Annotated in this window: 20 protein-coding genes; 8 read left to right on the top strand and 12 right to left on the bottom strand. The window is 74.5% G+C overall.

Going from position 1 to position 21,732, the window contains the following annotated elements:
* Positions 1-14: 14 nt before the first annotated feature.
* Complete coding sequence (locus ACFU97_RS16950; RefSeq protein WP_384256682.1) at positions 15-1,127, bottom strand: sensor histidine kinase; 1,113 nt, start codon at positions 1,125-1,127, stop codon at positions 15-17.
* Positions 1,128-1,129: 2 nt separating this feature from the next.
* A complete protein-coding gene (locus ACFU97_RS16945) occupies positions 1,130-1,843 on the bottom strand; it encodes a response regulator transcription factor (protein WP_384256680.1) in 714 nt (237 codons plus the stop codon).
* A gap of 112 nt (positions 1,844-1,955) precedes the next feature.
* Between ACFU97_RS16945 and ACFU97_RS16940 the strand changes: the two genes are divergently transcribed.
* From ACFU97_RS16940 to ACFU97_RS16930, 3 genes are read left to right on the top strand one after another with little or no spacing between them, the layout of a single operon-like run.
* Entirely contained in the window at positions 1,956-2,699 is a 744-nt protein-coding gene (locus ACFU97_RS16940; RefSeq protein WP_384256677.1) for a glycosyltransferase family 2 protein, read from the top strand.
* Entirely contained in the window at positions 2,696-3,304 is a 609-nt protein-coding gene (locus tag ACFU97_RS16935; RefSeq protein WP_384256675.1) for a DUF2064 domain-containing protein, read from the top strand. The genes ACFU97_RS16940 and ACFU97_RS16935 overlap by 4 nt, the downstream gene beginning before the upstream one ends.
* Positions 3,301-4,020 carry a class I SAM-dependent methyltransferase gene (locus tag ACFU97_RS16930; protein WP_384256673.1) on the top strand — a complete coding sequence of 240 codons (720 nt, stop codon included), beginning with the start codon at positions 3,301-3,303 and terminating at the stop codon, positions 4,018-4,020. The genes ACFU97_RS16935 and ACFU97_RS16930 overlap by 4 nt, the downstream gene beginning before the upstream one ends.
* A gap of 454 nt (positions 4,021-4,474) precedes the next feature.
* On the opposite strand, the gene ACFU97_RS16925 is transcribed toward ACFU97_RS16930, so the two are convergent.
* Positions 4,475-4,954, bottom strand: coding sequence for a hypothetical protein (locus tag ACFU97_RS16925; RefSeq protein ID WP_384256670.1), 480 nt, complete (start codon positions 4,952-4,954; stop codon positions 4,475-4,477).
* A complete protein-coding gene (locus tag ACFU97_RS16920; protein WP_384256668.1) occupies positions 4,951-6,210 on the bottom strand; it encodes a molybdopterin-dependent oxidoreductase in 1,260 nt (419 codons plus the stop codon). The genes ACFU97_RS16925 and ACFU97_RS16920 overlap by 4 nt, the downstream gene beginning before the upstream one ends.
* Before the next feature lie 114 nt (positions 6,211-6,324).
* Here ACFU97_RS16920 and ACFU97_RS16915 point away from each other — a divergent pair, with 114 nt between their 5' ends.
* Positions 6,325-7,632: a hypothetical protein gene (locus ACFU97_RS16915; protein ID WP_384256666.1), complete on the top strand. Its 1,308-nt coding sequence runs from the start codon at positions 6,325-6,327 to the stop codon at positions 7,630-7,632.
* 16 nt (positions 7,633-7,648) lie between these two features.
* Here the strand turns inward: ACFU97_RS16915 and ACFU97_RS16910 are convergent, their stop codons facing one another.
* Positions 7,649-10,585: a SpoIIE family protein phosphatase gene (locus ACFU97_RS16910; protein ID WP_384256663.1), complete on the bottom strand. Its 2,937-nt coding sequence runs from the start codon at positions 10,583-10,585 to the stop codon at positions 7,649-7,651.
* Between the two features lie 155 nt (positions 10,586-10,740).
* Positions 10,741-11,505 carry a sugar isomerase domain-containing protein gene (locus ACFU97_RS16905; protein ID WP_384256661.1) on the bottom strand — a complete coding sequence of 255 codons (765 nt, stop codon included), beginning with the start codon at positions 11,503-11,505 and terminating at the stop codon, positions 10,741-10,743.
* A 193-nt stretch (positions 11,506-11,698) separates the two neighbouring features.
* Here ACFU97_RS16905 and ACFU97_RS16900 point away from each other — a divergent pair, with 193 nt between their 5' ends.
* Positions 11,699-12,583, top strand: a complete 885-nt coding sequence (locus ACFU97_RS16900) for a MurR/RpiR family transcriptional regulator (RefSeq protein WP_384256659.1) — start codon at positions 11,699-11,701, stop codon at positions 12,581-12,583.
* A gap of 163 nt (positions 12,584-12,746) precedes the next feature.
* Here the strand turns inward: ACFU97_RS16900 and ACFU97_RS16895 are convergent, their stop codons facing one another.
* Both ACFU97_RS16895 and ACFU97_RS16890 read right to left on the bottom strand, forming a co-directional pair.
* Positions 12,747-13,766, bottom strand: coding sequence for an N-acetylglucosamine kinase (locus tag ACFU97_RS16895; RefSeq protein WP_384257039.1), 1,020 nt, complete (start codon positions 13,764-13,766; stop codon positions 12,747-12,749).
* Positions 13,767-13,809: 43 nt separating this feature from the next.
* Positions 13,810-15,300 (bottom strand): glycoside hydrolase family 3 N-terminal domain-containing protein, encoded by a 1,491-nt coding sequence (locus ACFU97_RS16890; RefSeq protein ID WP_384256656.1) that lies wholly within the window; start codon positions 15,298-15,300, stop codon positions 13,810-13,812.
* Between the two features lie 230 nt (positions 15,301-15,530).
* Between ACFU97_RS16890 and ACFU97_RS16885 the strand changes: the two genes are divergently transcribed.
* On the top strand, positions 15,531-16,547 hold the full coding sequence (locus ACFU97_RS16885; protein WP_384256654.1) for a YbhN family protein: 1,017 nt from the start codon (positions 15,531-15,533) through the stop codon (positions 16,545-16,547).
* 19 nt (positions 16,548-16,566) lie between these two features.
* Here ACFU97_RS16885 and msrB read toward each other — a convergent pair whose 3' ends face one another.
* From msrB to ACFU97_RS16865, 4 genes are all read right to left on the bottom strand, one after another.
* On the bottom strand, positions 16,567-16,974 hold the full coding sequence (msrB, locus tag ACFU97_RS16880) for a peptide-methionine (R)-S-oxide reductase MsrB (RefSeq protein ID WP_384256652.1): 408 nt from the start codon (positions 16,972-16,974) through the stop codon (positions 16,567-16,569).
* 13 nt (positions 16,975-16,987) lie between these two features.
* Positions 16,988-18,376 carry a UDP-N-acetylmuramate--L-alanine ligase gene (gene murC, locus ACFU97_RS16875; protein WP_384256650.1) on the bottom strand — a complete coding sequence of 463 codons (1,389 nt, stop codon included), beginning with the start codon at positions 18,374-18,376 and terminating at the stop codon, positions 16,988-16,990.
* Between the two features lie 216 nt (positions 18,377-18,592).
* The gene (locus ACFU97_RS16870) at positions 18,593-19,048 is read right to left on the bottom strand and encodes an indole-3-glycerol phosphate synthase (protein WP_384256647.1); all 456 of its coding nucleotides are present in this window, start codon (positions 19,046-19,048) and stop codon (positions 18,593-18,595) included.
* 151 nt (positions 19,049-19,199) lie between these two features.
* Complete coding sequence (locus tag ACFU97_RS16865) at positions 19,200-19,985, bottom strand: pyrimidine reductase family protein (protein WP_384256645.1); 786 nt, start codon at positions 19,983-19,985, stop codon at positions 19,200-19,202.
* Between the two features lie 37 nt (positions 19,986-20,022).
* Here ACFU97_RS16865 and zapE point away from each other — a divergent pair, with 37 nt between their 5' ends.
* Entirely contained in the window at positions 20,023-21,129 is a 1,107-nt protein-coding gene (gene zapE / locus ACFU97_RS16860) for a cell division protein ZapE (protein ID WP_384256643.1), read from the top strand.
* A gap of 186 nt (positions 21,130-21,315) precedes the next feature.
* Positions 21,316-21,708, top strand: a complete 393-nt coding sequence (locus tag ACFU97_RS16855; protein WP_384256640.1) for a hypothetical protein — start codon at positions 21,316-21,318, stop codon at positions 21,706-21,708.
* Positions 21,709-21,732 lie beyond the last annotated feature (24 nt).

Genomic DNA, 21,732 nt, shown 5'->3' with positions numbered 1-21,732 from the left:
TGGTGCTGCCCGCGTTACGAAGCGGCGGCGGGCAGCACCACCTCGAAGCAGCAGCCGCCGGGAATGTTGCGGACGGTGGCGCGGCCCTGGTGGGCCTCCACGATGCCGCGCACGATGGCCAGGCCGAGTCCCGCCCCTGCGGGGGGAGTCCGGGCGTGCGTGCCGCGCCAGCCGGTGTCGAAGACGCGGGGCAGGTCCTCGTCGGGAATGCCGCCGCAGCCGTCCGTGACGGTCAGCACGACGCCGTCGGGCGAGCGCTCGGCGGCCACCGCGACGGTGCCGTCGGCCGGGGTCCGCCGGATCGCGTTGACCAGCAGGTTGCCGAGCACGCGGCTCATCTCCTTGCCGTCCACCTCGACCGGCACGGGCTCGACCCGGCCGCCGACCAGCCGTACGCCGTGCTCGCGCGCCAGCGGGTCGGCGCCCGCGAGCGCGTCGCCGACGAGGTCGTAGAGGGACATCCTGCTCGGGCTCAGGGCCAGCGTTCCCGCGTGGATGCGGGAGAGTTCGAAGAGGTCGCCGACCATGCCGTTGAGGCGCTCGACCTCGGTGCGGATCTGCTTGAGGTAGCGGTCGGGGTCGGTGGCGACGCCGTCCTCCAGGGCCTCGGACATGGCGCGCAGTCCGGCGAGGGGGGTGCGCAGGTCGTGGGAGATCCAGGCGACGAGTTCGCGGCGCGAGGTCTCCAGGGCGCGCTCGCGTTCCCGGGACTCGGCGAGCTTGGCGCTGGTGGCCTCCAACTCGCGGCTGAGGGCCGCGAGTTCGGCGGTGGCGGGGCCGTCGGGCGAGGTGAAGCCGCCGCCCTCGCCGAAGGAGCGGGCGGCGAGCGTGAGGTCGCGGCTGCGCGCGGCGACCCAGCGGCCGAGCAGCAGGGCGGTGGCGAGGGAGACCACCGCGGCCATCGCGACGACGGTCGTCACGACCTTCAGGTCGTGCGCGGACAGGAACATGGCCTGCGCGACCGCGAGGGTGCCCGCGAACATGGCGGTGACGGCGACGGCGGCGACCACGCCGAGGTGCAGGGCGAGCGAGCGGCGCCGGATCAGCAGCAGCACGCAGGCGCCGAGCAGCCCGGCCGCGGCGGCGCCGAGGAAGGCGAAGAGGGCGATGAGGAGGTTGTCGCGCATGGTCACGCCTCCTCGTGCGAGCCGTCGAAGCGGTAGCCGACGCCCCAGACGGTCTGGATGAGGCGGGGCCTGCCCGGGTCGTCCTCGACCTTGCCGCGCAGCCTCCGCACATGGACGGTGACGGTGGACAGGTCGCCGAAGTCCCAGCCCCACACCTCGCGCATCAGATCCTCACGGCTGAACACCCGCCCGGGGTGCCCGAGGAAGAACGCTAGGAGGTCGAACTCGCGGATGGTGAGGGCGAGTTCGGTGCCGTCCTTGAGAGCGCGGCGGGCCTCCGGGTCCACCGAGAGTCCGGCGGCGCCCAGCAGCCGCACGGGGCGGGCCGGGCGGGTGCGGCGCAGGACGGACTCGACGCGCAGGACGAGTTCGCGGGGGCTGAAGGGCTTGGTGACGTAGTCGTCGGCGCCGACCTCCAGACCGAGGATGCGGTCGTCCTCGTCGCCGCGCGCGGTGAGCATGATGACCGGGACGGGCCCCCGCCCCCGCATCCGGCGGCAGACCTCAAGGCCGTCCATGCCGGGCAGCATCAGGTCCAGGACGACGAGGTCGGGCCAGTGGGCGGCGGCCCGGGCGAGCGCGCCGGGGCCGTCGCCGGCCCGGTCGACGACGTATCCGGCCCGGTCGAGGTACCCCGTGACCACCTCGGCGACCGTGGGATCGTCGTCGACGACGAGCACCCGGGCCCCGGTCTGTGCGTCCTGCTGCTGCTCCATGGAGCCAGCCTCGCACCGCGTGCGCGCGAGCGCGGCCGCCCGCCCCTGACGTCCGTGTTTCGTAAGGAGCCCCTGTCCGGAATGTCCGCTTCTCGTCCGTAGGGTGAGGGACGTGACGACCCCTTCCGACGAAGACGAGAGAGTCCCGGTGGCCGCGGCGTCCGTGGACGTCGTGCTGCCCTGCCTGGACGAGGCCGAGGCGCTGCCGCGGGTGCTGGAACGGATTCCGCCCGGCTGGCGCGCGCTCGTCGTGGACAACGGCTCCACCGACGGCTCGGCGGACATCGCCCGCGGTCTGGGCGCGCGGGTGGTGCAGGAGGCCCGGCGCGGCTTCGGCGCCGCCTGCCACGCGGGCCTGACCGCCGCCACCGCGGACGTCGTCTGCTTCTGCGACTGCGACGCCTCGCTCGACCCGGCGGACCTGGTGCCGTTCGTGGACCGGATCCTGGCCGGCGAGGCCGACCTGGTGCTCGGCCGCCGCCGCCCGCAGGCCCGCGGCGCCTGGCCGGCGCACGCCCGCGCCGGCAATCTCGCCCTCGCCCGGCTGCTGCGCCGCCGCACCGGCCTGCGTCTGCACGACCTCGGGCCGCTGCGGGCCGCCCGCCGCGAGCCGCTGCTCTCCCTCGGTCTCACCGACCGCCGCAGCGGCTACCCGCTGCAGATGGTCGTGCGCGCCGCCGACGCGGGCTGGCGCGTCGCCGAGTACGACGTCCCCTACCTCCCGCGGACGGGCGCCTCCAAGGTGACCGGCACCTGGCGCGGCACCTGGCAGGCGGTGCGGGACATGAGCCGGGTGCTGGCCGAGCCGCCGGTGCCGCGCACGGGCCTGCCGGCGTTCGAGGGGGCGGGCCGGTGACCACACTCCTGGTCATCGCGAAGGAGCCACGGCCCGGGCACGTGAAGACCCGTCTGACCCCGCCCTTCACCCCGCACGAGGCGGCCGCGCTCGCGGAGGCGGCCCTCGCGGACACCCTGGAGGTCGTCGCGCGCACGCCGGCCCGCCGCCGGGTCCTGGTGCTCCAGGGCTCGCCGGGTCCGTGGCTTCCACCGGGCTTCGACGTCGTACGGCAGTGTCCGGGCGGCCTCGACGAACGGCTGGCCGCCGCCTTCGCGCACTGCACGGGCCCGTCCCTGCTCATCGGCATGGACACGCCCCAGGTGACGCCGGAGCTGCTGACGGTGGACTTCGGCGACTGCGACGCGTACTTCGGGCCGGCCGAGGACGGCGGGTTCTGGGCGCTGGGCCTGGCCGACCCGGACCCCGCCCTGCTGCGGGGCGTCCCGATGTCGACGTCCGGCACGGGCGCCGCCCAGCGGGCGCGCCTGGCGGGCCTGCGGGTCCGTGACCTGCCGCGGCTGCGGGACGTCGACACGGCGCACGACGCGCACGTGGTCGCGGGCGAGGCACCCGGCGGCCGGTTCGCGGCGCGGCTGACGCGGCTCGCGGCGGCGGGCCGATGAGCGCGGCGCACGGGACGGCGACGACCAGGATCGGGCGGCAGCCGTCCGCGCCCCCGGACGGCGGCACGTGGTCCGCGGACCCGTACTCCCACGCCCTGCGCACCGGGCAGGGCCCCCTGTTCCTGCGCCGCGACGACGGCTGGCTGCTGCTGCTCGAGGTCGAGCGCTGGTGCGCCGACGCCGACGCGGTGGACCTGGAGGTCGTACGGCGCTGCGAGGACACGGTTCTGGACGTGGGCTGCGGCCCGGGCCGGCTCGTCGCCGCGCTGGCCGCACGCGGGCGGCCGGCGCTGGGCATCGACGTGAGCGAGGCGGCGGTGGCGCGCACGCTCGGCCTCGGCGGCCAGGCCCTGCACCGCTCGGTCTTCGACCCGCTGCCCGCCGAGGGCCGTTGGGGCACGGCCCTCCTGATGGACGGCAACGTGGGCATCGGCGGCGACCCGGAGGCGCTGCTCGCCCGTATGTCCCAACTCCTCGTCCCCGGCGGCCTGCTGATCGCCGAGACGGCTCCCGACCCGGACATCGACGAACGCGTCCAGGTCCACGTCATGGACACCCGGGGAGCCGTCGGCCGCCCCTTCCCCTGGGCCCGCATCGGCACCCGTGCCCTGCTGCGGCACGCACACCGGACGGGCTGGCGGGCGGCGGACCGATGGACGACCGGGGGCCGTCACTTCGTGTCCCTCCGCACGAACACACAGCCCCACCGGGCCTGACCGACGCGGAAACCGCCACACCGCCCCGCAGCACACCGGCCGCGCTACCCCTCAGCGCACCCGCCGCGCCCCCTCAACGCGCAGACCGCGCCCCCGCGAACGGGCCGCGGCGCGAACGCCACCGCCCCGCGGAGCCACACCACGGGTGACCGGCCGACGCACGCCGCACCCCCTCCTCAACGCACGGGTCGCGCGTCCCCTCTCCGCCACCGTCCGCGACCGCACGGCGAACACCGCCGCCGGCCCGCGCGACTGCACCCGGTTGACCACCGCCCGCTCAGCGCACGCCCCGCCCCTCAACGCGCAGACCGCGCCCGCGCCTCCGCCAACGCGCCGACCGCACAGCGAACGCCACCGCCCCGCGGAGCCACACCACGGGGTGACCGGCCGACGCACGCCGCACCCCTCCTCAACGCACGGGCCGCACCCCCGTGAACGCACGGGCCGCACCCCCTCACCACACCGACCGCGCCCGCCCCTCCCCCACCCTCCGCGAACGCGCCGACCACACCGACCGTGCCGCGAACACCACCGCCGATCCCCCGAACAGCAGCGCCGTCAGCAGCAGCCAGCGTGTCAGGAAGCGGTCCGCGGGCAGGGCGGTGGCGGCGTGGTAGCGGTCCGCCACCTGTCCGGTGATCAGGGGGAACCAGACCAGCAGGAGGAGCAGGGAGAGGGCGGCCGGGACGCGGACGTAGGGCACCCCCCGGCGGCGCCGCCCGGCCGCCCGTACGAGGGCGTGGTCCGCCGCCGCGTACAGGGGCAGCAGGACCAGGTCGTGCAGCAGCGCCGCTCCGACGACCCACAGGGCCACCTGGAACCAGTCCCCCTCCAGCAGGCGCACCCCCGCGTACGTCGACAGGGCGAACGAGCAGGCCAGCAGCAGGATTTGGAGCGGGCTGCCGAGCGGGAGGGTCGGGCGGAGGCGGGTCATGGCAGGTCTCCGAAGGTCAGACGGGCCACCCACTTGGTGTTCAGGACGCCGGGTGCCGCGGGGACGATGACGCGGGCCGGATGGCCGTGGTCGGGGGTCAGTTGCTCGCCGTTGACGAACAGGGCGAGCAGGGAGCGCGGGTCGGCCACCTGGTTGGCGCGCAGGGCGGCCCGGCGGAAGGCACCGTGGCGTTGCAGCGACTCCACGAACACGTCCGGCGGATTGCCCTCGTGGCCCACCAGCGCCGCCAGGTCCCGCAGCCGTACGCCGCGCCACCACTGGTCCGAGGTCGACCAGCCCTCCACGCACGCGATGGGCAACGCCGAGCTGTGCAGCCGGAGTCGCAGCAGGTCGGCACGGCCGAGCCGGACCGTGCCGGTGCGTCCCGTGACCGTCAGACGCCAGTTCTCCTCGCTCACGTCGGCCGCGGTGATGCCCGCGTACGCCGCCGTCTTGTTGATCTGGAAGCCGCCGGGCCCGCTCCCGGGATCGGCGCCGTGCGGCGCGAGCACGGCACTCCACCGCAGCCCGTCGACGTCCTGCCCGACCGTGGTGCCGAACAGCAGCAGCGAGCCGCCCCCGACCAGCCCGAGCGCACCGCGCCGGGAGACCGTGGGCGGATCGGGGTCGGGGGCCACCAGCCCGGCCGGCTCCTCGGGCCGCTCCTCGATCCGCACCCCGGTCCGCTCCCCCTCCCGCATCCGGCTCAGATTGCGCCAGGCGACCGGCATCTTCAGCACGGCGTGCGCGACGAACGCTCCGAAGAACACCCAGGCGCCGTAGAAGTGCAGGGGGTAGAAGGAGCCCGGGAAGAGGTAGTCGAGCTGGACGTTGAGCACGCCGGTGACGAACTCGAACAGCCCGCCGCCGACCAGCAGCAGCAGCGAGAGCCGCTCCAGCGCGTGCGCGAGCGACCGCGCCGGCGGCAGCGTGAACAGCTTGGGCACCACCGACCACAGCTTGGCCAGCAGGACGGGGATCAGCGTGATCCCGAGGGTGACGTGGACGCCCTGGGTGAGCCGGTACAGCCAGTGCGGGTCGGTCGGCCAGGCGAAGAGGTAGAAGCCGAGGAGCCCCTTGCCCGGCGTCTTGTCGTTCACCTGCGACAGGTCCGGGTTGTAGGCGGCGTAGGACAGCAGCCCGGTCACGAACAGCACCGTGATGCCGCCGAGCAGGACGACGCCCAGCACCGAGGTGAACCATGGGCCCCGCAGGGGGCTGCGCCAGAAGGAGGGCGAGAAGGGAGTCCGTCTCATGTCCCGACCGTAGGCCGCGACCACCCGGTGAAGGGGTCTTCGAACCATGACGAAACTCTGACGTCCGCGCACGTCAGCCGCGCGAACGCGGCCCCGGAGCCTAGCGTTCGGACCGTGAACCGCGACCTCCGCCGAGACCTGTACGCCGCCGGCGCCGCCGCCCTGCTCGTCGTCGCGGCCGCGATCGTCGGCACCGGCATCCAGCACCGCGACGGCTCCCTCCGCGTCGCCTGGCCGCCACTCCTGGCGAGCTGGGACCCGCACCTCGGCCCGGGCACCCCGGCGGCGATCGCGGTCGCGGCGGCCGTCGTCGCCCACGGTCCCTCCCTCGCCGCCCGCCTGCCCTGGCGCCCGCTGCTGTGCGCGGTCTGGGGCACCGCCATGGCGTGGACGTGGTCCCTCGCGCTCGTCGACGGCCGGCATGTCGGCGTCGCCGGCCGGCTCACCACCCGCAACGAGTACCTCCAGGTCATCGGCCGCTTCCACGACATCCCGGCCGCCCTGCGGGACTTCACCCACCACATCCTCATCGACTCCCCCGGCAACTGGCCCGCCCACGTGGCCGGGCACCCGGCGGGCGCCACCGTCACCTTCGTCCTCCTCGACCGGATCGGGCTGGGTGGAGGCGCCTGGGCGGGCGCCTTCGTCATCACGGCCGGCACCACGGCGACGGCCGCGGTCCTGGTCGCCGTTCGCACGCTGGCCGGCGAACGGCTCGCCCGCCGCGCCGCCCCCTTCCTGGTGCTGGCCCCGGGCGCGGTGTGGATGGGCGCGTCGGCGGACGCGTACTTCACCGCGGTCGCCGCCTGGGCACTGGCGTTCCTCGCGCTGGCGGTGACGGGACACCACGCCCGCCCGGCCGGCTTCGCGTCGGGCCTGCTGTTCGGCCTCGCCCTCTACCTCTCCTACGGCCTCACGCTGATCGCCGTGCTCGCCGCCGCCGTCCTCCTCCTGGGCTCCCACCGCACCCGCCCCCTGCCCTTCGTCCTGGCCGGACTCGCTGTCGTACCGGCCGTGTTCACCGCGCTGGGCTTCGACTGGTGGGAGGCGTACCGCCTGCTGGTCACCCGCTACCACCAAGGGGCGGGCGGCGTACGGCCGTACGGCTACTGGGTGTGGGCGAACCTCGCCTGCACGGTGTTCGTCGTGGGGCCCGCGACGGCGGCGGGTCTGCGCCGCGCTCGCGTGCCCCGCAGCGACCGACAGCCCTTCCGCCTGGCCGTCCTCGTGGCCGCCGCCCTGCTCGCCGTGCTCCTCGCCGACCTGTCGGGCATGAGCAAGGCGGAGACGGAACGCATCTGGCTGCCGTTCGCGTTCTGGCTGCTCCCGAGCTGCGCGCTGCTGCCGACGCCCCGCGCCTGGCTGGCCGCTCAGGCCGTGCTCGCGATCCTGGTCAACCACCTGCTGCTGACCGGTTGGTGACCGCGGCGGCCGTCCGTCACGGCAGCGGCTGCTCCGTCCAGATCACCTTGCCGTACGGCGTGTAGCGCGTGCCCCAGCGCTCGGTGAGGCGGGCGACCAGGAACAGGCCGCGGCCGCCCTCGTCCTCGGTGCGGGCGCGGCGCAGGCGCGGTGAGGTGCTGCTGCCGTCGGAGACCTCGCAGATCAGGGCGCGGTCGCGCAGGAGGCGGAGCTGGACGGGGCCGGTGGCGTGCCGGATGGCGTTGGTGACGAGCTCGCTCGCGACGAGTTCGGTGGTGAAGGCCAGGTCGTCCAGGCCCCATGCGGCGAGCTGCCGGGTGACCGCGGAGCGGGCGCGGGAGACGACGGCCGGGTCGCTGGGCAGCTCCCACTCGGCGATCCGGTCCGGGCCGAGGACGTGGGTGCGGGCGACCAGCAGGGCCACGTCGTCGCCCGGCCGGACCGGCAGCAGCGCGTCGAGGACCGCCTCGCAGGTGTCCTCCGGCGCCCGGCCGGCGGCGGCCAGCACGGTGCGCAGCCGGTCCAGGCCGGAGTCGATGTCGCGGTGCCGGTCCTCCACCAACCCGTCGGTGTAGAGCACCAGTTGGCTGCCCTCGGCCAGTTCCAGCTCGACGGTCTCGAAGGGCATGCCGCCCAGGCCCAGGAGCTGTCCGGAGGGCAGGTCGACGAACTCGACCGTGCCGTCCGGCGCGACGACCGCGGGCGTCGGATGCCCGGCGCAGGTGAGGGTGCAGCGCCGCGAGACGGGGTCGTAGACGGCGTAGAGGCAGGTCGCGCCGACGATGCCGGAGTCGGCCTGGGTGCTCTCCACCGCCCAGCCCTCGCCGCGGTCGAGGCGCCCGACGAGGTCGTCGAGGTGGGTGAGGAGGTCGTCGGGGGACAGGTCGAGCGAGCAGAAGTTCTGCACGGCGGTGCGCAGCCGGCCCATCGTGGCGGCGGCGTGCAGGCCGTGGCCGACGACGTCCCCGACGACGAGCGCGACGCGGGCGCCGGACAGCGGGATGACGTCGAACCAGTCGCCGCCGACGCCGGCCTGCGCGGGCAGGTAGCGGCAGGCGACCTCGACCGCGCTCTGCTCCGGGCGGCCCTTGGGCAGCAGGCTGCGCTGGAGGGCCAGGGCGGTGTTGTGCTCGCGGGTGTAGCGGCGGGCGTTGTCGATGCAGATCGCCGCCCGGCCGACCAACTCCTGGGCGAGGGAGAGGTCGTCGTCCTCGAAGGAGGCGGGCCGCACGGAGCGGTAGCAGCTGACCACGCCGAGGGTGGTGCCGCGGGCCCGCAGCGGCACGGTGATCAGGGAGTGGACGCCCGCCGCGAGCACGCGTTCCAGCCGCTTGGGGTCCTGCGCGAACCAGCCGCCCGCCTCGGCCAGGACGGGTTCCATGACGGACTGCCTGGTCTCCAGACAGCGCGCCTGCGGGGTGGACGGCACGTAGGCGACGGTGTCGCCGACGTCGTAGAGGTTGTGCGGCTGTCTGCGGACGGCGCGGATGGCCACCCGGCGCAGCGCGTCGAGGCCGCCGAGCTCCTCGGGTTCCTCGCCGCGCAGCACCGCGTCGGGCAGGTCGACGGCGACGAAGTCGGCGAACCGCGGCACCATCACCTCGGCCAGCTCCTCCGCGGTGCGGGTGACGTCGAGGGTGGTGCCGATCCGGGTGCCGGCCTCGTGCAGGAACTCCAGCCGTCGGCGCGCGAGGACGGCCAGCCGCCCGACCCCGGGCTCGCCGAGGAGCAGCAGCCGGCTCTCGGCGCCGTCGAGGATGTCGCCGACGGTCTCGACCGGCCGCGACGACGGGGGTACGGCGCCTCGCGCGCCGGCCGGGTGTGTGCGCGATCCGCCCGCCGCCGGCCTCGCCGCCCTCGCCGCCCTCGCCGAACCGTCTGCTCCGGCGTCGGCGTCGGCGTCGGCGATGTCGCCGGCCGTCTCCACCGGCCGGGACAGCGGGGGTACGGCACCTCGCGCCCCGTCCGCTGCCGGCGCCTTCGCCGCGCCGTCGGTCTCCGGCGGTGGCGTGACCGGCAGGCCGAGTCCGGTCAGCCGGGGTCCGCCGACGATGCGCGCCTCCACCGCGGCGCCGGTCTCCCCCGCCGCGCCGAGGACCTGGCGCCGCAGCAGGGTGGCGACGCGGCCGCCCGACAGGAGCACCTCGTCGAGGGTGCGGTGCGGCGAGGCGATCAGTTCCTCGGCCTTCTCCCGCAGCACGGCGAGGTCGATCCGGCCGAGGCCGTCGGCGCCGTGGCCCGGCACGAGGTGGTCCGGCCGCCGCGGTGCGCCGCCCGCCGCGACTCCGGCCGCGCGGTAGGCGGCGAGGAGCGCACGTTCCCGTTCGGTGGCCTGCTCCAGCAGCCGGCTCTCGATGTCCTGGGCGGCCGCGCGGACCAGCCGCAGCATGGCGGGATCGCCGTCGTCGCGCAGGCAGGTGAGGTCGAGGACGGCCTCGACGCGTCCGCTCAGCGGATTGCGCACGGGCGAGCCGGCGCACGCGAAGGGCTGCAGGCAGTCGGCGAAGTGCTCGCGGCCGACGACGTAGACGGGTCCGCGCTGGGCGAGCGCGGTGCCGACGCCGTTGGTGCCGGCCACCTCCTCCGAGGCGTCGAAGCCCGGGGCGAAGTGCACCGCGTCGAGGCGGTCGCACAGCCCCTTCTCGCCGCCGAGCCGCTGGATCACCCGGCCCCGCCCGTCGCACACCGCGAGCACCGTGCCCATCTCCGCGAGGGAGTCCAGCAGCTCCGCCAGAACCGGTTCGGCCGCGCGCAGGAACCGCTCGTCCAGGCTCAGCCCGGCCTCGTAGGGCAGCAGCAGCTGATGCGGCTGGAGGCCCACGGACCGGCAGCGCTTCCAGGACTCCAGCACCGGGCCCCGCACATCCGCCTCGACGCGCGCACCGGCCAGGAACCGTTCATGAGCATCGACGAGCCCGCCGATGTCGTCCCAGGCGACGGACAACGAGATCACTTCCTCACCCGGAGCAGGCCCGGACGCGTGCCGCCGTTCGGCTCGCCCGGGCTGGCCCTCCAAGCGCCTTCACACTAGACCCGCTGTGACCCACACCACAATGCGGATCGGGCGGCCCGGCCGTCACGCCGGGCCGGTCCGGGCCGGGAGCGCCGTCAGCTCGCCGTGCGCCGGATGCGCCCGGCGTAGCGCCGCTCCAGTTCGAGGTTGCCCTCGAAGCCGCCGGGGACGTTGGCGGAGACGTAGACGGGCGGGCGCTCGCCGGAGTCGAGGAGGAGGCGCGCGGCCTCGGCGACGGTCATCTGGACCAGCATCACGCCGGTGAGCGTGGACAGGGCGCAGACGGAGCCGCCGCCGGGCAGGCCGAGGAGGGCGTCGCCGCGCGGGGCCCGGTTGTCGAGGACGACGTCGGCGATGTCGGCGAGCTTCCGCCCGCTCGGGTGGCCGGCCGGGACGGCGCGGGTGTGCGCGAGGGAGGTGATGGCGAGGAGGCGGTGACCCTGCTCCTTGGCGTGCAGCGCCATCTCCACGACGACGTTGTTGACGCCGGAGTTGGAGATGATCACGAAGAGGTCCTGGGGGCCCGGTCCCGCGAGGCCGTAGAGCCGCTCGGCCACGCCTTCGGTGCGCTCCAGGAGCGGGTCGTCGAGGGCGCTCGGGTCGTCGCCGCCGTAGAGGACGAGGTCGGCGATGCTGAGGCGGTTGGTGGGGACGAGCCCGCCCGCGCGGCCGGCGAGTTCGAGGACGAGGGCCTGCGAGTGGCCGGTGCCGAAGGCCTGGATCACGCCGTCCGCGCGGATGCAGTCGGCGACGAGTCCGGCGGCGGCCGCCACCTCCTCGCGTGCCGACCCGGCGATGTCCCGCAAGGCGGCCAGGCCCTCCTGCGCGAAGCCCTCGGCGCTGACGGAGTCGACGGTCACGCGGCACTCCTCACCGGTGGATTGAACCACCCCAGATGAGCCTCAACAGCTGAATCAATAAACCACACGCTTCGGACGGCGAGCAATGCGCAAGGAATGCACGTGTGATGTACGTGTGGTGCACGGAGCGTGCCCGCCGGACTGGTCCTGGTATTCAAACCTTGCCCCGAACGGTGGCTGGTACCTTCTCCCCATGCCCCCCACGGACGTCACCGCACTGATCCGCACCGAGCTGCCCCGGCTGGCCGGGTCCCTGCGGAAGGTCGGTGAACTGATCCTGGACGACCCCGCCGCCGTGACCCGCTGCTCGGCCGCCGAACTGGGCCGGCGCACGGGCACCTCGCAGGCCACGGTGACCCGGTTCTGCCGCGCCATCGGCCTCGAGTCCTACCAGCACCTGCTGATCGAACTGGCCCAGGAGCGCGGCCGCGGCGAGGTCTCCGACTGGGGCTCCACCGAGATCGACACCGACATCTCCCCCGACGACGGCCTGGAGCGGGTGGTCCAGGTCATCGGCGTCGCGGACCTGCGCGCAATCCAGCAGACCATCGACCGCATCGACCTCGACGCCCTCGAACGCGCCTCCCAGGCCCTCGCCAAGGCCCGGCGCATCGACGTCTACGGCGTCGGCGGCAGCGGCGCCGTGGCGCAGGAGACCGAGACGCGGCTGTTCCGCATCGGCTGCCAGGTGCGCGGCTGGACCGAGGTGCACGGGGCGGCGACCTCCGCGGCGCTGCTCACCCCGGCGGACGTGGCCATCGGCATCTCGCACTCCGGCGCGACCCGCGAGACCCTCGAACCGCTGGAGACGGCCAGGGAGCGGGGCGCGACCACCATCGCGCTCACCACGGACCCGCGCTCACCGCTGGCCAGGGCCGCCGACATCCGCCTCCTGTCGGCCGCCTCGGAGACCAGCTTCCGCACGGGCAGCATCGGCGGCCGCCACTCGGTCCTGATGCTCGTCGACTGTCTCTACGTCCGCGTCGCCCAGCTCTCCTACCAGCGGGCCAGCGCCTCCCTGGCGCTGACCGACCACATCACGCCGCGCCACGCGGTGAAGTCGCGCCGGCGGAAGTGACCGCGGGACACCCACCCACCCACGCTTTCCGCACGCGAACCGCGCGCCGGCACAGCCGTCTGCCACCCCGTCCAGCGTCAGGCCGAGCGGCCGCAGGCGATCCGTCAGGCCCGCGGTCAGGGGCCCCTCAGGACCGAGCAGACCACCGGTGGCCACCACCCGCTCACCCACCATCTCCGCACGCGAACCGCGCCAGCGCCACCGCGCCGGCACAGCCGTCTGCCACCCAGTCCAGCGTCAGGCCGAGCGGCCGCAGGCGATCCGTCAGACCCGCGGTCAGGGGCCCCTCAGGACCGAGCAGACCACCGGTGGCCACCACCCGCTCACCCGTCCGCGGCTGCAGCGCCCTGACGGTGTCGGTCAGCCGGTCGGCGGCCTCGTCGAGGATCGCCCGTGCCACCGCGTCCTTCTCCCGGGCCGCCCCGGCCACCAGCGGGGCGAGGCGCGCCAGCCGGATCGGGGGCTCGGCCATGACGACGGGGAGCAGGTGCATGCGGTAGCCCTCGCGGCCGGCGCGCGACCAGCCGGACGCCCCGTCCGGCAGGACCTCCGCGAGCAGGCCCAGGGTCCGGCCCACCGCCTCGGCCAGCACGGTCGCCGGGCCCCTGCCGTCCGCCATCCGCAGCGCGGCCCGCACCGCCCTGCGGCCGATCCAGAAGCCGCTGCCGTCGTCGCCGAGGAGCCAGCCGTCGCCGTCGACCGTGGCCGTGCAGCGGCGGCCGGCGATGCGCGTCGCGACGGCGCCCGTGCCGGCGACGAGGGCGAGGCCGTCGGCCGGGGTGCCGGGGGCGGAGGCGAAGGCGGCCTCGATGTCGCTGCCGACGGCGACCGGGCAGTCGGGCACCCCGATCCGCCGCAGCGCGTCGTGCAGCGCGGCCCGGGCGTTCAGATGCCCGGGCTCGTCCTCCGCGGCGCCTGTCGCACCCGCGAAACCGCCCGCCACGGCGGCGACCCGGCCCCGCGCGGTCTCGGGCACCGCCCGGGCGAGGGCCTCGGCGAGGTGCGCGGTGAGCTGCGGCAGGGGCACGGTGAGGGCATTGCCCGGCCCGGCCGCCCCCTCACCGAGGACCCGGCCGTCCACCGCGGCGGCCAGCACTGCGCGGGTGCGGGTGCCGCCGGCGTCGAGGCCGACCACCAGGGGCGGCGCAGGCGCGCCCGCGCTCTCGTCCGGATCGCCGGGCATGTCGGTCGTGTACTCCACTCCTGGATTCCACCCCTCGCACGGCTCAGGCGCCGGTCAGCACCTCGGCCAGGGCCCGCAGATTGACCCGTCCGCGGCCGTACGAGCACAGGTCCCCGCCCTCCGGCAGCCCGGTGTCCACCCGCACCGCCTCCGGCCGCCGGGCCAGCAGCGCGTCCCGGAAGCGGGCCTGCCAGGGGTGCAGACCGGCGTCACAGGTGGCCACGACCAGGGGGGCGTCGGCGGACATGTGGAGGATGCCGTCGACCAGGGTGCCCGGGTCGGCCGGCTCCCCACCGACCGCGGTGCCGCACGCCGTCGGGTCGAGCGCGCGCAGTTCGGTGAGCAGGTCCTCGCCGCCCCAGTTCAGGGTGGGGTGGGGCGGTGGGAAGAGGTCGACGATGTGCACGCCGCGGGCGGCCGGCGGCACGGGACGGCTGCGCACGGCGCGCCGGGCCGCCTCGGCTCCGGCCCCGGTGTCCCAGGCGGGCACCGGCCCGGCGGCGGGGGCCGCGTACCGCTCGGCGAGCCGCCGCACCCGCTCCGCCGCCTCCCGCACCCGCTCCTCGGCCAGCCGGCCGGAGTCCACGGCGTCGAGCACCGCGTCGCGGCAGGCCAGCGTGACCTCCAGGTCCGGTACGGAGACGACGACCTGGTCTGCGCCCGCGGCCAGCGCGATCCGGGCGCCGGCCGCCTCGCCGTAGTGGTCGGCTATCGCCTTCATCTCCAGGGCGTCGCTGACCAGCACGCCGTCGAAGCCGAGGTCGAGGCGGAGCAGGTCGCCCAGGATGCGGCGGCTGAGGGTGGCGGGGCGGTTGGGGTCCAGCGCCGGGAAGACGACGTGCGCGCTCATCAGCATCGGCACGCCCGCGGCGACCGCCGCGCGGAAGGGTTCGAGGTCGACGCGCAGCGCGTCGTACGGCCGCGGGTCGACCGGCAGGTCGTAGTGGCTGTCGGTCGCGGTGCCGCCGTGGCCGGGGAAGTGCTTGGCGCAGGAGGCGATGCCGCGCGCCTCGGTGGCGCCTATCCAGGCGCGCAGATGGCGGGCGGCGAGGCCGGGGTCGGTGCCGAAGGAGCGGGTGCGCACGATGGGGTTGTCCGGCCGCTGCTGGAGGTCGGCGACGGGGGCGTAGGTGACGCTGATGCCGAGCGTGGCCAGGTGACCGGCGAGCGCGTCGGCGCAGCGGGCGGTCAGGTCCGGGTCGTCGGCGACGCCGAGGGCGTAGGAGCCGGGGACGCCGGGGGCGCCCGCGCCGACGAGGTGCCCGATGCCGCCGCCCTCGTTGTCGATGGCCACCAGCAGATCGGGGCGGATCGCCCGCAGGGCGTCGGTGAGTTCGCGGACCTGCTCCGCGTCCCGGACGTTGCGGGTGAACAGGATGACGCCGCCCAGGCCGCGGTCGACGAGCCGCTTGAGCGTGTCGGGGAAGGACGTCGTGCCCTCGAAGCCGGCGACCAGGCACCGGTGGACCGCCTCGTCCAGCTCGGAGGAGACGGAGGACAGGGCCGCGCCCGCGTAGACGTGCTCGGAGCTCACCCAAGGATGGTGCTGGCTTGTTCATCCGGAAGTCAACACTTCGCTGGATGAATGATTCACGGACCGCCGCGCGGGGCACAAACGGGAAGGCTGCCGCGTCGTCCGCCCGCCCGCGCCCCTTCGGCTCCCGGACACCAGGCCGTCACGCCGGGCGGGAACGGTTCCGCCGTCCCCTGCTGCCATGCGCCGCACCCCGTCGCCCGGGCCGACGTGAAAGGACGACGTGCGCCGTGACCCTGCTCCCGCTCGAAGACGTCCGCGGACCCCTCCCCGCCGCGGGCCCCGCCACCGTCCCTCCCCCACGCTTCCCCTCCGCCACCCGGCTGCTGCGCCGGGCGCTGGTGCTGGTACCCCTGCTGCTGATCGGCGTCTGGGTCGCGATCGACTGGCGGACCGTGTACGACGGCTCCGCCCGCCTCGCCTCCGCCGACCCCTGGTGGCTGCTGCTCGCCCTGCTCTTCACCTGCCTGGGCTGGCTGACGGCGGCCTGCGTCCGCCAGGGTGCCCTGCCGGAGCGACTGCCGACGGGCCTGCTGATCGCGTCGCAGTTCGCCGCCGGCGCCGCCAACCACGCGCTTCCGGCCAGCCTCGGCGCCCACGCCGTCACGCTGCGCTTCCTGCAGAACCGCGGCATCCCCCTGCCCCGCGCCACCGCCTCGCTGGCCCTGTACTCGGTGGTCAGACCGATCGCGAAGACGCTGGTCCTGCTCGTCTTCCTGGTGGCGTTCCCCGACGTGCTGCTGACGGGCACCCTGGTGCCGGAGGGCTGGACCCTGCTCCTGATCGCCGGCGGCGCGACCCTCGGTCTCGGCCTCTCGGCCCTGCTCTTGGCGACCGTGCCCCCGCTGCGCCGCCCGCTCCTCGACGCCCTGCGCTGCGCGCTCACCGACGTACGCCTGCTGCACACCCGCCCCGCCCGGGTCCTCGCGCTGTGGGGCGGGGCGGCCGCGGCGCCGGTCCTTCAGGCGAGCGTGATCTTCGCGGTCGGGGCGGCGCTCGGCTCACCCCTGAGCTGGGTGCAGGTCACCTTCGCCTTCCTGGCGGCGAGCACGGCGGTCGGGGCCGTGCCCGCACCAGGCGGCATCGGCCCCGTGGACGCGGCCGTCGTCCTCGCCATGAACGCCCTCGGGACGCCCATGGACATCGCGACGACGGCCGTCATCGGCTACCGCGTCCTGACGGTCTGGCTGCCGCTCCTGCCGGGAGCACTCGTGCTGTCGGCACTGGTGCAGCGGAAGGTGCTGTGAAGCCCCGCGCCGGTCCGCGTCAGCCCGCGTCCTCGGTCAGCCGCAGCGAGATGCTGTTGATGCAGTACCGCTGGTCGGTCGGCGTCCCGTACCCCTCGCCCTCGAAGACGTGCCCGAGATGCGACCCGCAGCGGGCGCACCGCACCTCCGTGCGCACCATGCCGTGCGAGCGGTCCTCGATGAGCTCCACCGCGTCGGTGTCCTTCGGGTCGAAGAAGGACGGCCAGCCGCAGTGGGAGTCGAACTTGGTACCGGAGGTGAACAGTTCGGCCCCGCAGGCACGGCAGGAGTAGACGCCCTCCGTCTTGGTGTTGGTGTACTCACCGGTGAAGGCGGGCTCCGTGGCGGCCTGGCGCAGCACCGCGTACTCGGAGGGGGTCAGCTCCGCGCGCCACTGCTCGTCCGGCTTTTCTACGTCGTACGACATGAGCCTCAGCCCCTCACTGCGAAAGACGGTCCAGGATGCGCGGTCCGAGGTCGGTGACGTCGCCCGCGCCCATGGTGAGAACGAGATCACGGGGCCGCGCCATTCCCGCGACCACGGACGGCACGTCCGCCTTGTCGTGGACCGGCGTCACGTCCGCGCCCGCGGCCCGCGCCGCCTCGATGATCAGGTCGCTGGTGACACCGGGGATCGGGTCCTCGCGGGCCGGGTAGATGTCGAGGACGACGGACGCGTCCGCGAGGGCCAGCGCCTGGCCCATCTCGGTGCCGAGCTCCTGGGTGCGGGAGAACAGGTGCGGCTGGAAGACGACGAGGATCCGGGACCCACCCGCCGCGGCCCGCATCGCCTCCAGGTCGGCCGTCATCTCGGTGGGGTGGTGGGCGTAGGAGTCGATCACCTGGACCCCGGCGGCCTCGCCCTTCAGCTGCAGGCGGCGCTTGACGCCGGTGTACGCGGCCAGGGCGGGCGCCAGCTCCGCGGCCGGGACGCCCAGCGCGACGCCCGCGGCCAGCGCGGCCACCGCGTTGTGCGCGTAGTGGCGGCCGGGCACCGAGACCGTGAAGGTGAGCTCCTGCCCCTCCAGGAGGACCGTCACCTCGCTCTTCAGACCCTGCGGGACGACGGACAGCACGCGTACGTCGGCGTCCTCGGCATCGCCGTACGTCACCGTCCGCACGGCGCCGGCCAGCCGCCGGGTCAGCTCGCGCGCGCCCTCGTGGTCGGCGTTGATCACCAGCGTGCCGCCGGGGACGATCCGGCCGGCGAACGTCTCGAAGGACTCGTAGATCTCGTCCATCGAGGCGTAGTTGGCGTGGTGGTCGAGCTCGACGTTGAGGACGATCGCGACCTCGGGCGCGTACTTGTGGAAGCTGCGGTCCGACTCGTCCGCCTCGGCGACGAAGATCTCGCCCTCGCCGTGCAGGGCGTTGGAGCCGGGCGCGTCCAGGTCGCCGCCGATCGCGTACGACGGGTCCAGGCCGAGCGCGCTCAGCGACACCGCCAGCATCGAGGTCGTCGTGGTCTTGCCGTGGGTGCCGGCGACCGCGATCGGGCGCAGTCCGTCCATCAGCGCGGCCAGGGCGTCGGAGCGGTGGACCACCGGGACGCCCAGTTCGGCCGCGCGGGCCAGCTCGGGGTTGTCCTTGCGGATCGCCGACGACACGACGACGCAGCTCGCGTCGTCGGCGAGGTGCTCCGCCGCGTGCCCGATGTGCACCGTCGCGCCCAGGGCCCGCAGCGCCTCGGCGGTCGCGGACTCCTTCGCGTCGCTGCCCGCCACCTTCGCCCCGCGCTGCGCGAGGATCTTCGCGATGCCCGACATTCCGGCGCCGCCGATGCCGATGAAGTGCGGTCGGTCCATGGCGGGGGGAAGGCCGGGTGCCATGTGTCTCTCCTGTGCGTGCTGCGTACGGCGGAACGTTCGGCCGCCCAGCCTATGCGGTCCGGGGGCCTGCCATTCCCTTGCGGGGGCCTGCCGTGCCCTCCCGGGGGCCTGCAACCCACAGAGGCGCGGGGAACTGCGCGACCGGCCACGTCGTACCCGCGGCCGAACGACGCACCGCAAGCTCCACGGCGGCCCCGGCCGAGCCGAGCGGCAGCGTCACGCCTTGCTGTGCGAGAACAGCTTCAGCACCGGCACCCCCACCTTGTGCCGCGCCCGCGACGCCCAGTCCCGGTGGAAGAACTCCTCCACGTAGTGCGGATCGGTGAGCACGATGACCTCGTCCGCCTCGACCTCGTCGACCAGCGCCTTGAGCGCGTCCAGCGGGTGGTCCTCGATCAGCCGGCCCTCGGCCTCGCTGCCGGCCGCCTCGAGTGCCTGCAGGGACACCTCCAGGGCTCGTGTCCCGAAGTCCTTCGCGGCCTCCCCCTCGGGGACCTCGCGCTCCTTCGTCGCCTCGTCCAGCTCACCGAGCGCCACGTCGTCGATCGCCCGCAGCAGGCGGTCCGCCTGGTCGCCGCGGGGCTGGAGCAGCACGTGGAAGAAGACGCTCTCGTCGCCGTGCAGACCGGTGACGAACTCCACGTCGGCGGACGTCAGTGCCTTCTCGATCATCAATACGCTTGTGAACACCGGGCGCCCCTTCTGCGGAAACCATCCTGCCCCGTGATGTCACGGGGACTGCGAAATTCAGTGTGCCCGCCCGGCGCCAAGCGGAACGGTTGATTCCGCCGTTTTCGGGACCGGGGGTACCGCTGACCGAATATCAGGCCCGGCGGTAGCGCGTGAAGAGAAACCCCTCCTCCTCGAGAACCGACGCGAGTTCGAAGCGCTGCGGAACCGCGACCGAGGGCCCGCCCGCGATGCGCTGCGCGGCACCGGCGGTGAGCGTCGGCGACACGGCGAGACACAGCTCGTCCAGCACACCGGCGGCCACCAGCTGGCCGAGCAGCCGCGGGCCGCCCTCGGTCAGCAGCCGGGTGTGCCCCCGCTCGGCCAGTGCCCGGACCAGCCGGGCGGGCTCCACGCCCACGCCGTCACCGGCGACCACCACCTCGGCACCGGCCTTCTCGGCGGCGGCGACGCGGTCCGGGGGTGCCGCCGCCCCGGTGAGCACCAGGGTCGGCACCAGCGGCGAGGCGAACAGGGGGAGGGAGAAGTCCAGGTCGAGGCCGGCGCTGACCACCGCGATCGCCGGCGCCGGGCCCTGGCCTGCGGCCCGGCGCGCATCTGCGAACTCCGCACGCGAGCGCGCGGGCCGGTACCCCTCCTGCCGGACCGTTTCGGCACCGACGATCACCACGTCCGCGAGCTGGCGCAGCGTGCCGAAGATCCGCATGTCGGTCGCGCTGGAGATCGGCTGCGAGCGCCCGTCGTGCTGGGCGGCTCCGTCGAGTGTGGAGACCATGTTCGCCCGCAGCCAGGGCACGGGCCCGCCGCCCGCGGTCGGCACGGGATAGGCGTAGGCGGCGGCGAGCTCGGCAAGGCTCCATTCGCCCTCACCTGGAGTGTTCGGCGCTGTCTCGTCGGTCACAGGGAACAGGCGTCGCATGTCGTGCAGTGTGGCACGCCGCTTAGCATGGTGAACCGTGTCGTCCTCCCCTTCCGCCACCGACCGCAGCCCGATAGCGGACGCGGCGCCGCTGTCCCTGTGCGCCCGCATGCCGCACGTCCCCGCCGACCGCCTGGTCGCCGAGATGGTGCCGCCACCCCGCTTCGACTCGGTGCGCTTCGGCACCTACATCCCCGACCCGAACCAGCCCAGCCAGACCGAGGCCGTCCAGGTCCTCGAGACGTTCGCGGGCGGGCTCGGCGGGGCGCACGCCGTCGGCGGCGGCAGGCGCGGCTTCCTCGGCTTCGGCCGGGCGAAGGCGGCCAAGGCCCCGGCCGGCCCGCGCGGCGTCTACCTCGACGGCGGCTACGGCGTCGGCAAGACCCACCTGCTCGCCTCCCTCTGGCACGCCACCCCGGCGGAGCCCGCGCTGAAGGCGTTCGGCACGTTCGTCGAACTCACCAACCTGGTGGGCGCCCTGGGCTTCCAGCAGACCGTCCAGACCCTCTCCGGCCACCGGCTGCTGTGCATCGACGAGTTCGAGCTCGACGACCCCGGTGACACGGTCCTGGTGTCGACCCTGCTCGGCAAGCTCGTCGACGCCGGCGTGGCGCTCGCCGCCACCTCCAACACCCTGCCCGGCAAGCTCGGCGAGGGCCGTTTCGCGGCGGCCGACTTCCTGCGCGAGATCCAGGGCCTGTCCGCCCGCTTCCGCACCCTGCGCATCGACGGCGAGGACTACCGCCACCGCGGGCTGCCCGAGGCGCCGGCCCCGTTCTCCAAGGAGCAGGTGACGAGGACGGCGTACGCCACCGCGGGCGCCTCGCTCGACGGCTTCCCGCAGCTCCTCGACCACCTCGCCACGGTCCACCCCAGCCGGTACGGCGCCCTGACCGACGGCGTGAAGGCGGTCTGCCTCACCGATGTGCAGCCCGTCCCCGACCAGTCGACGGCCCTCAGGCTCGTCGTGCTCGCCGACCGGCTCTACGACCGTGAAGTGCCGGTCCTGGCCTCGGGGTTGCCCTTCGACCGGCTGTTCAGCGAGGAGATGCTGAACGGCGGCTACCGCAAGAAGTACTTCCGGGCGATCTCCCGGCTCACCGCGCTGGCGCGGGACGCCAAGGGGCTCACCGAGAGCGACTAGTTCCCGCCACCCCAGCAGCGCATTTCAGGCTCTCTTCAGCTGGAAACGTAAAGTTAACCCTGCAAAGAACGTTGCAGGGTTAACCTGTTTCTTGACCTGCCGTTGACTCGCAGCAGACCTTCCATTGATCAATGGCTGAGCTGTAGTTGGTGCGTACAAACGGTGTGAACCACCTGAAGGGGGCGCATGTTCCGCTGTACCGCGGGCCGGAGCACGCTGGCGCTCCTCCTCGCCGTTCTGGTCGCCCTTCCGTTCTTCGCTCCCACCACTTCCTTCGCATCCGCGCACACGGCCCGTCATGTCGAGGCCAAGGCCCAGACCGGAATCACCCTGTCCGGCGCCGCCCAGCGCGGCGAGACGGTCACACACCGCCACTGCGATCCCTCAGGAGGCCCGACCGGCCCCCTGCGCACCCGCGAGAGGACCCGCGTCGCGGACTTCGCACCCGAGGGACCCGAGCGCGGGCAGCCCGCCCAGGGCCCGGCGGCCGCCCATCGGCCCGCCGCGATCCGGGCACCCGGCACGTCGAGATCCTCGACGGCCCACACCCCGGCAGCACTTCAGGTCTTCCGCTGCTGACAGCAGAGCAGTTCCCCCCACCTC

Origin of the sequence: Streptomyces sp. NPDC057616, assembly GCF_042800575.1 — a bacterium.
In the GTDB taxonomy this organism is placed as follows: Bacteria; Actinomycetota; Actinomycetes; order Streptomycetales; family Streptomycetaceae; genus Streptomyces.
The sequence above is the reverse complement of the archived record's forward strand: the minus strand, read 5'-3'. Positions and strand labels throughout refer to the sequence as shown.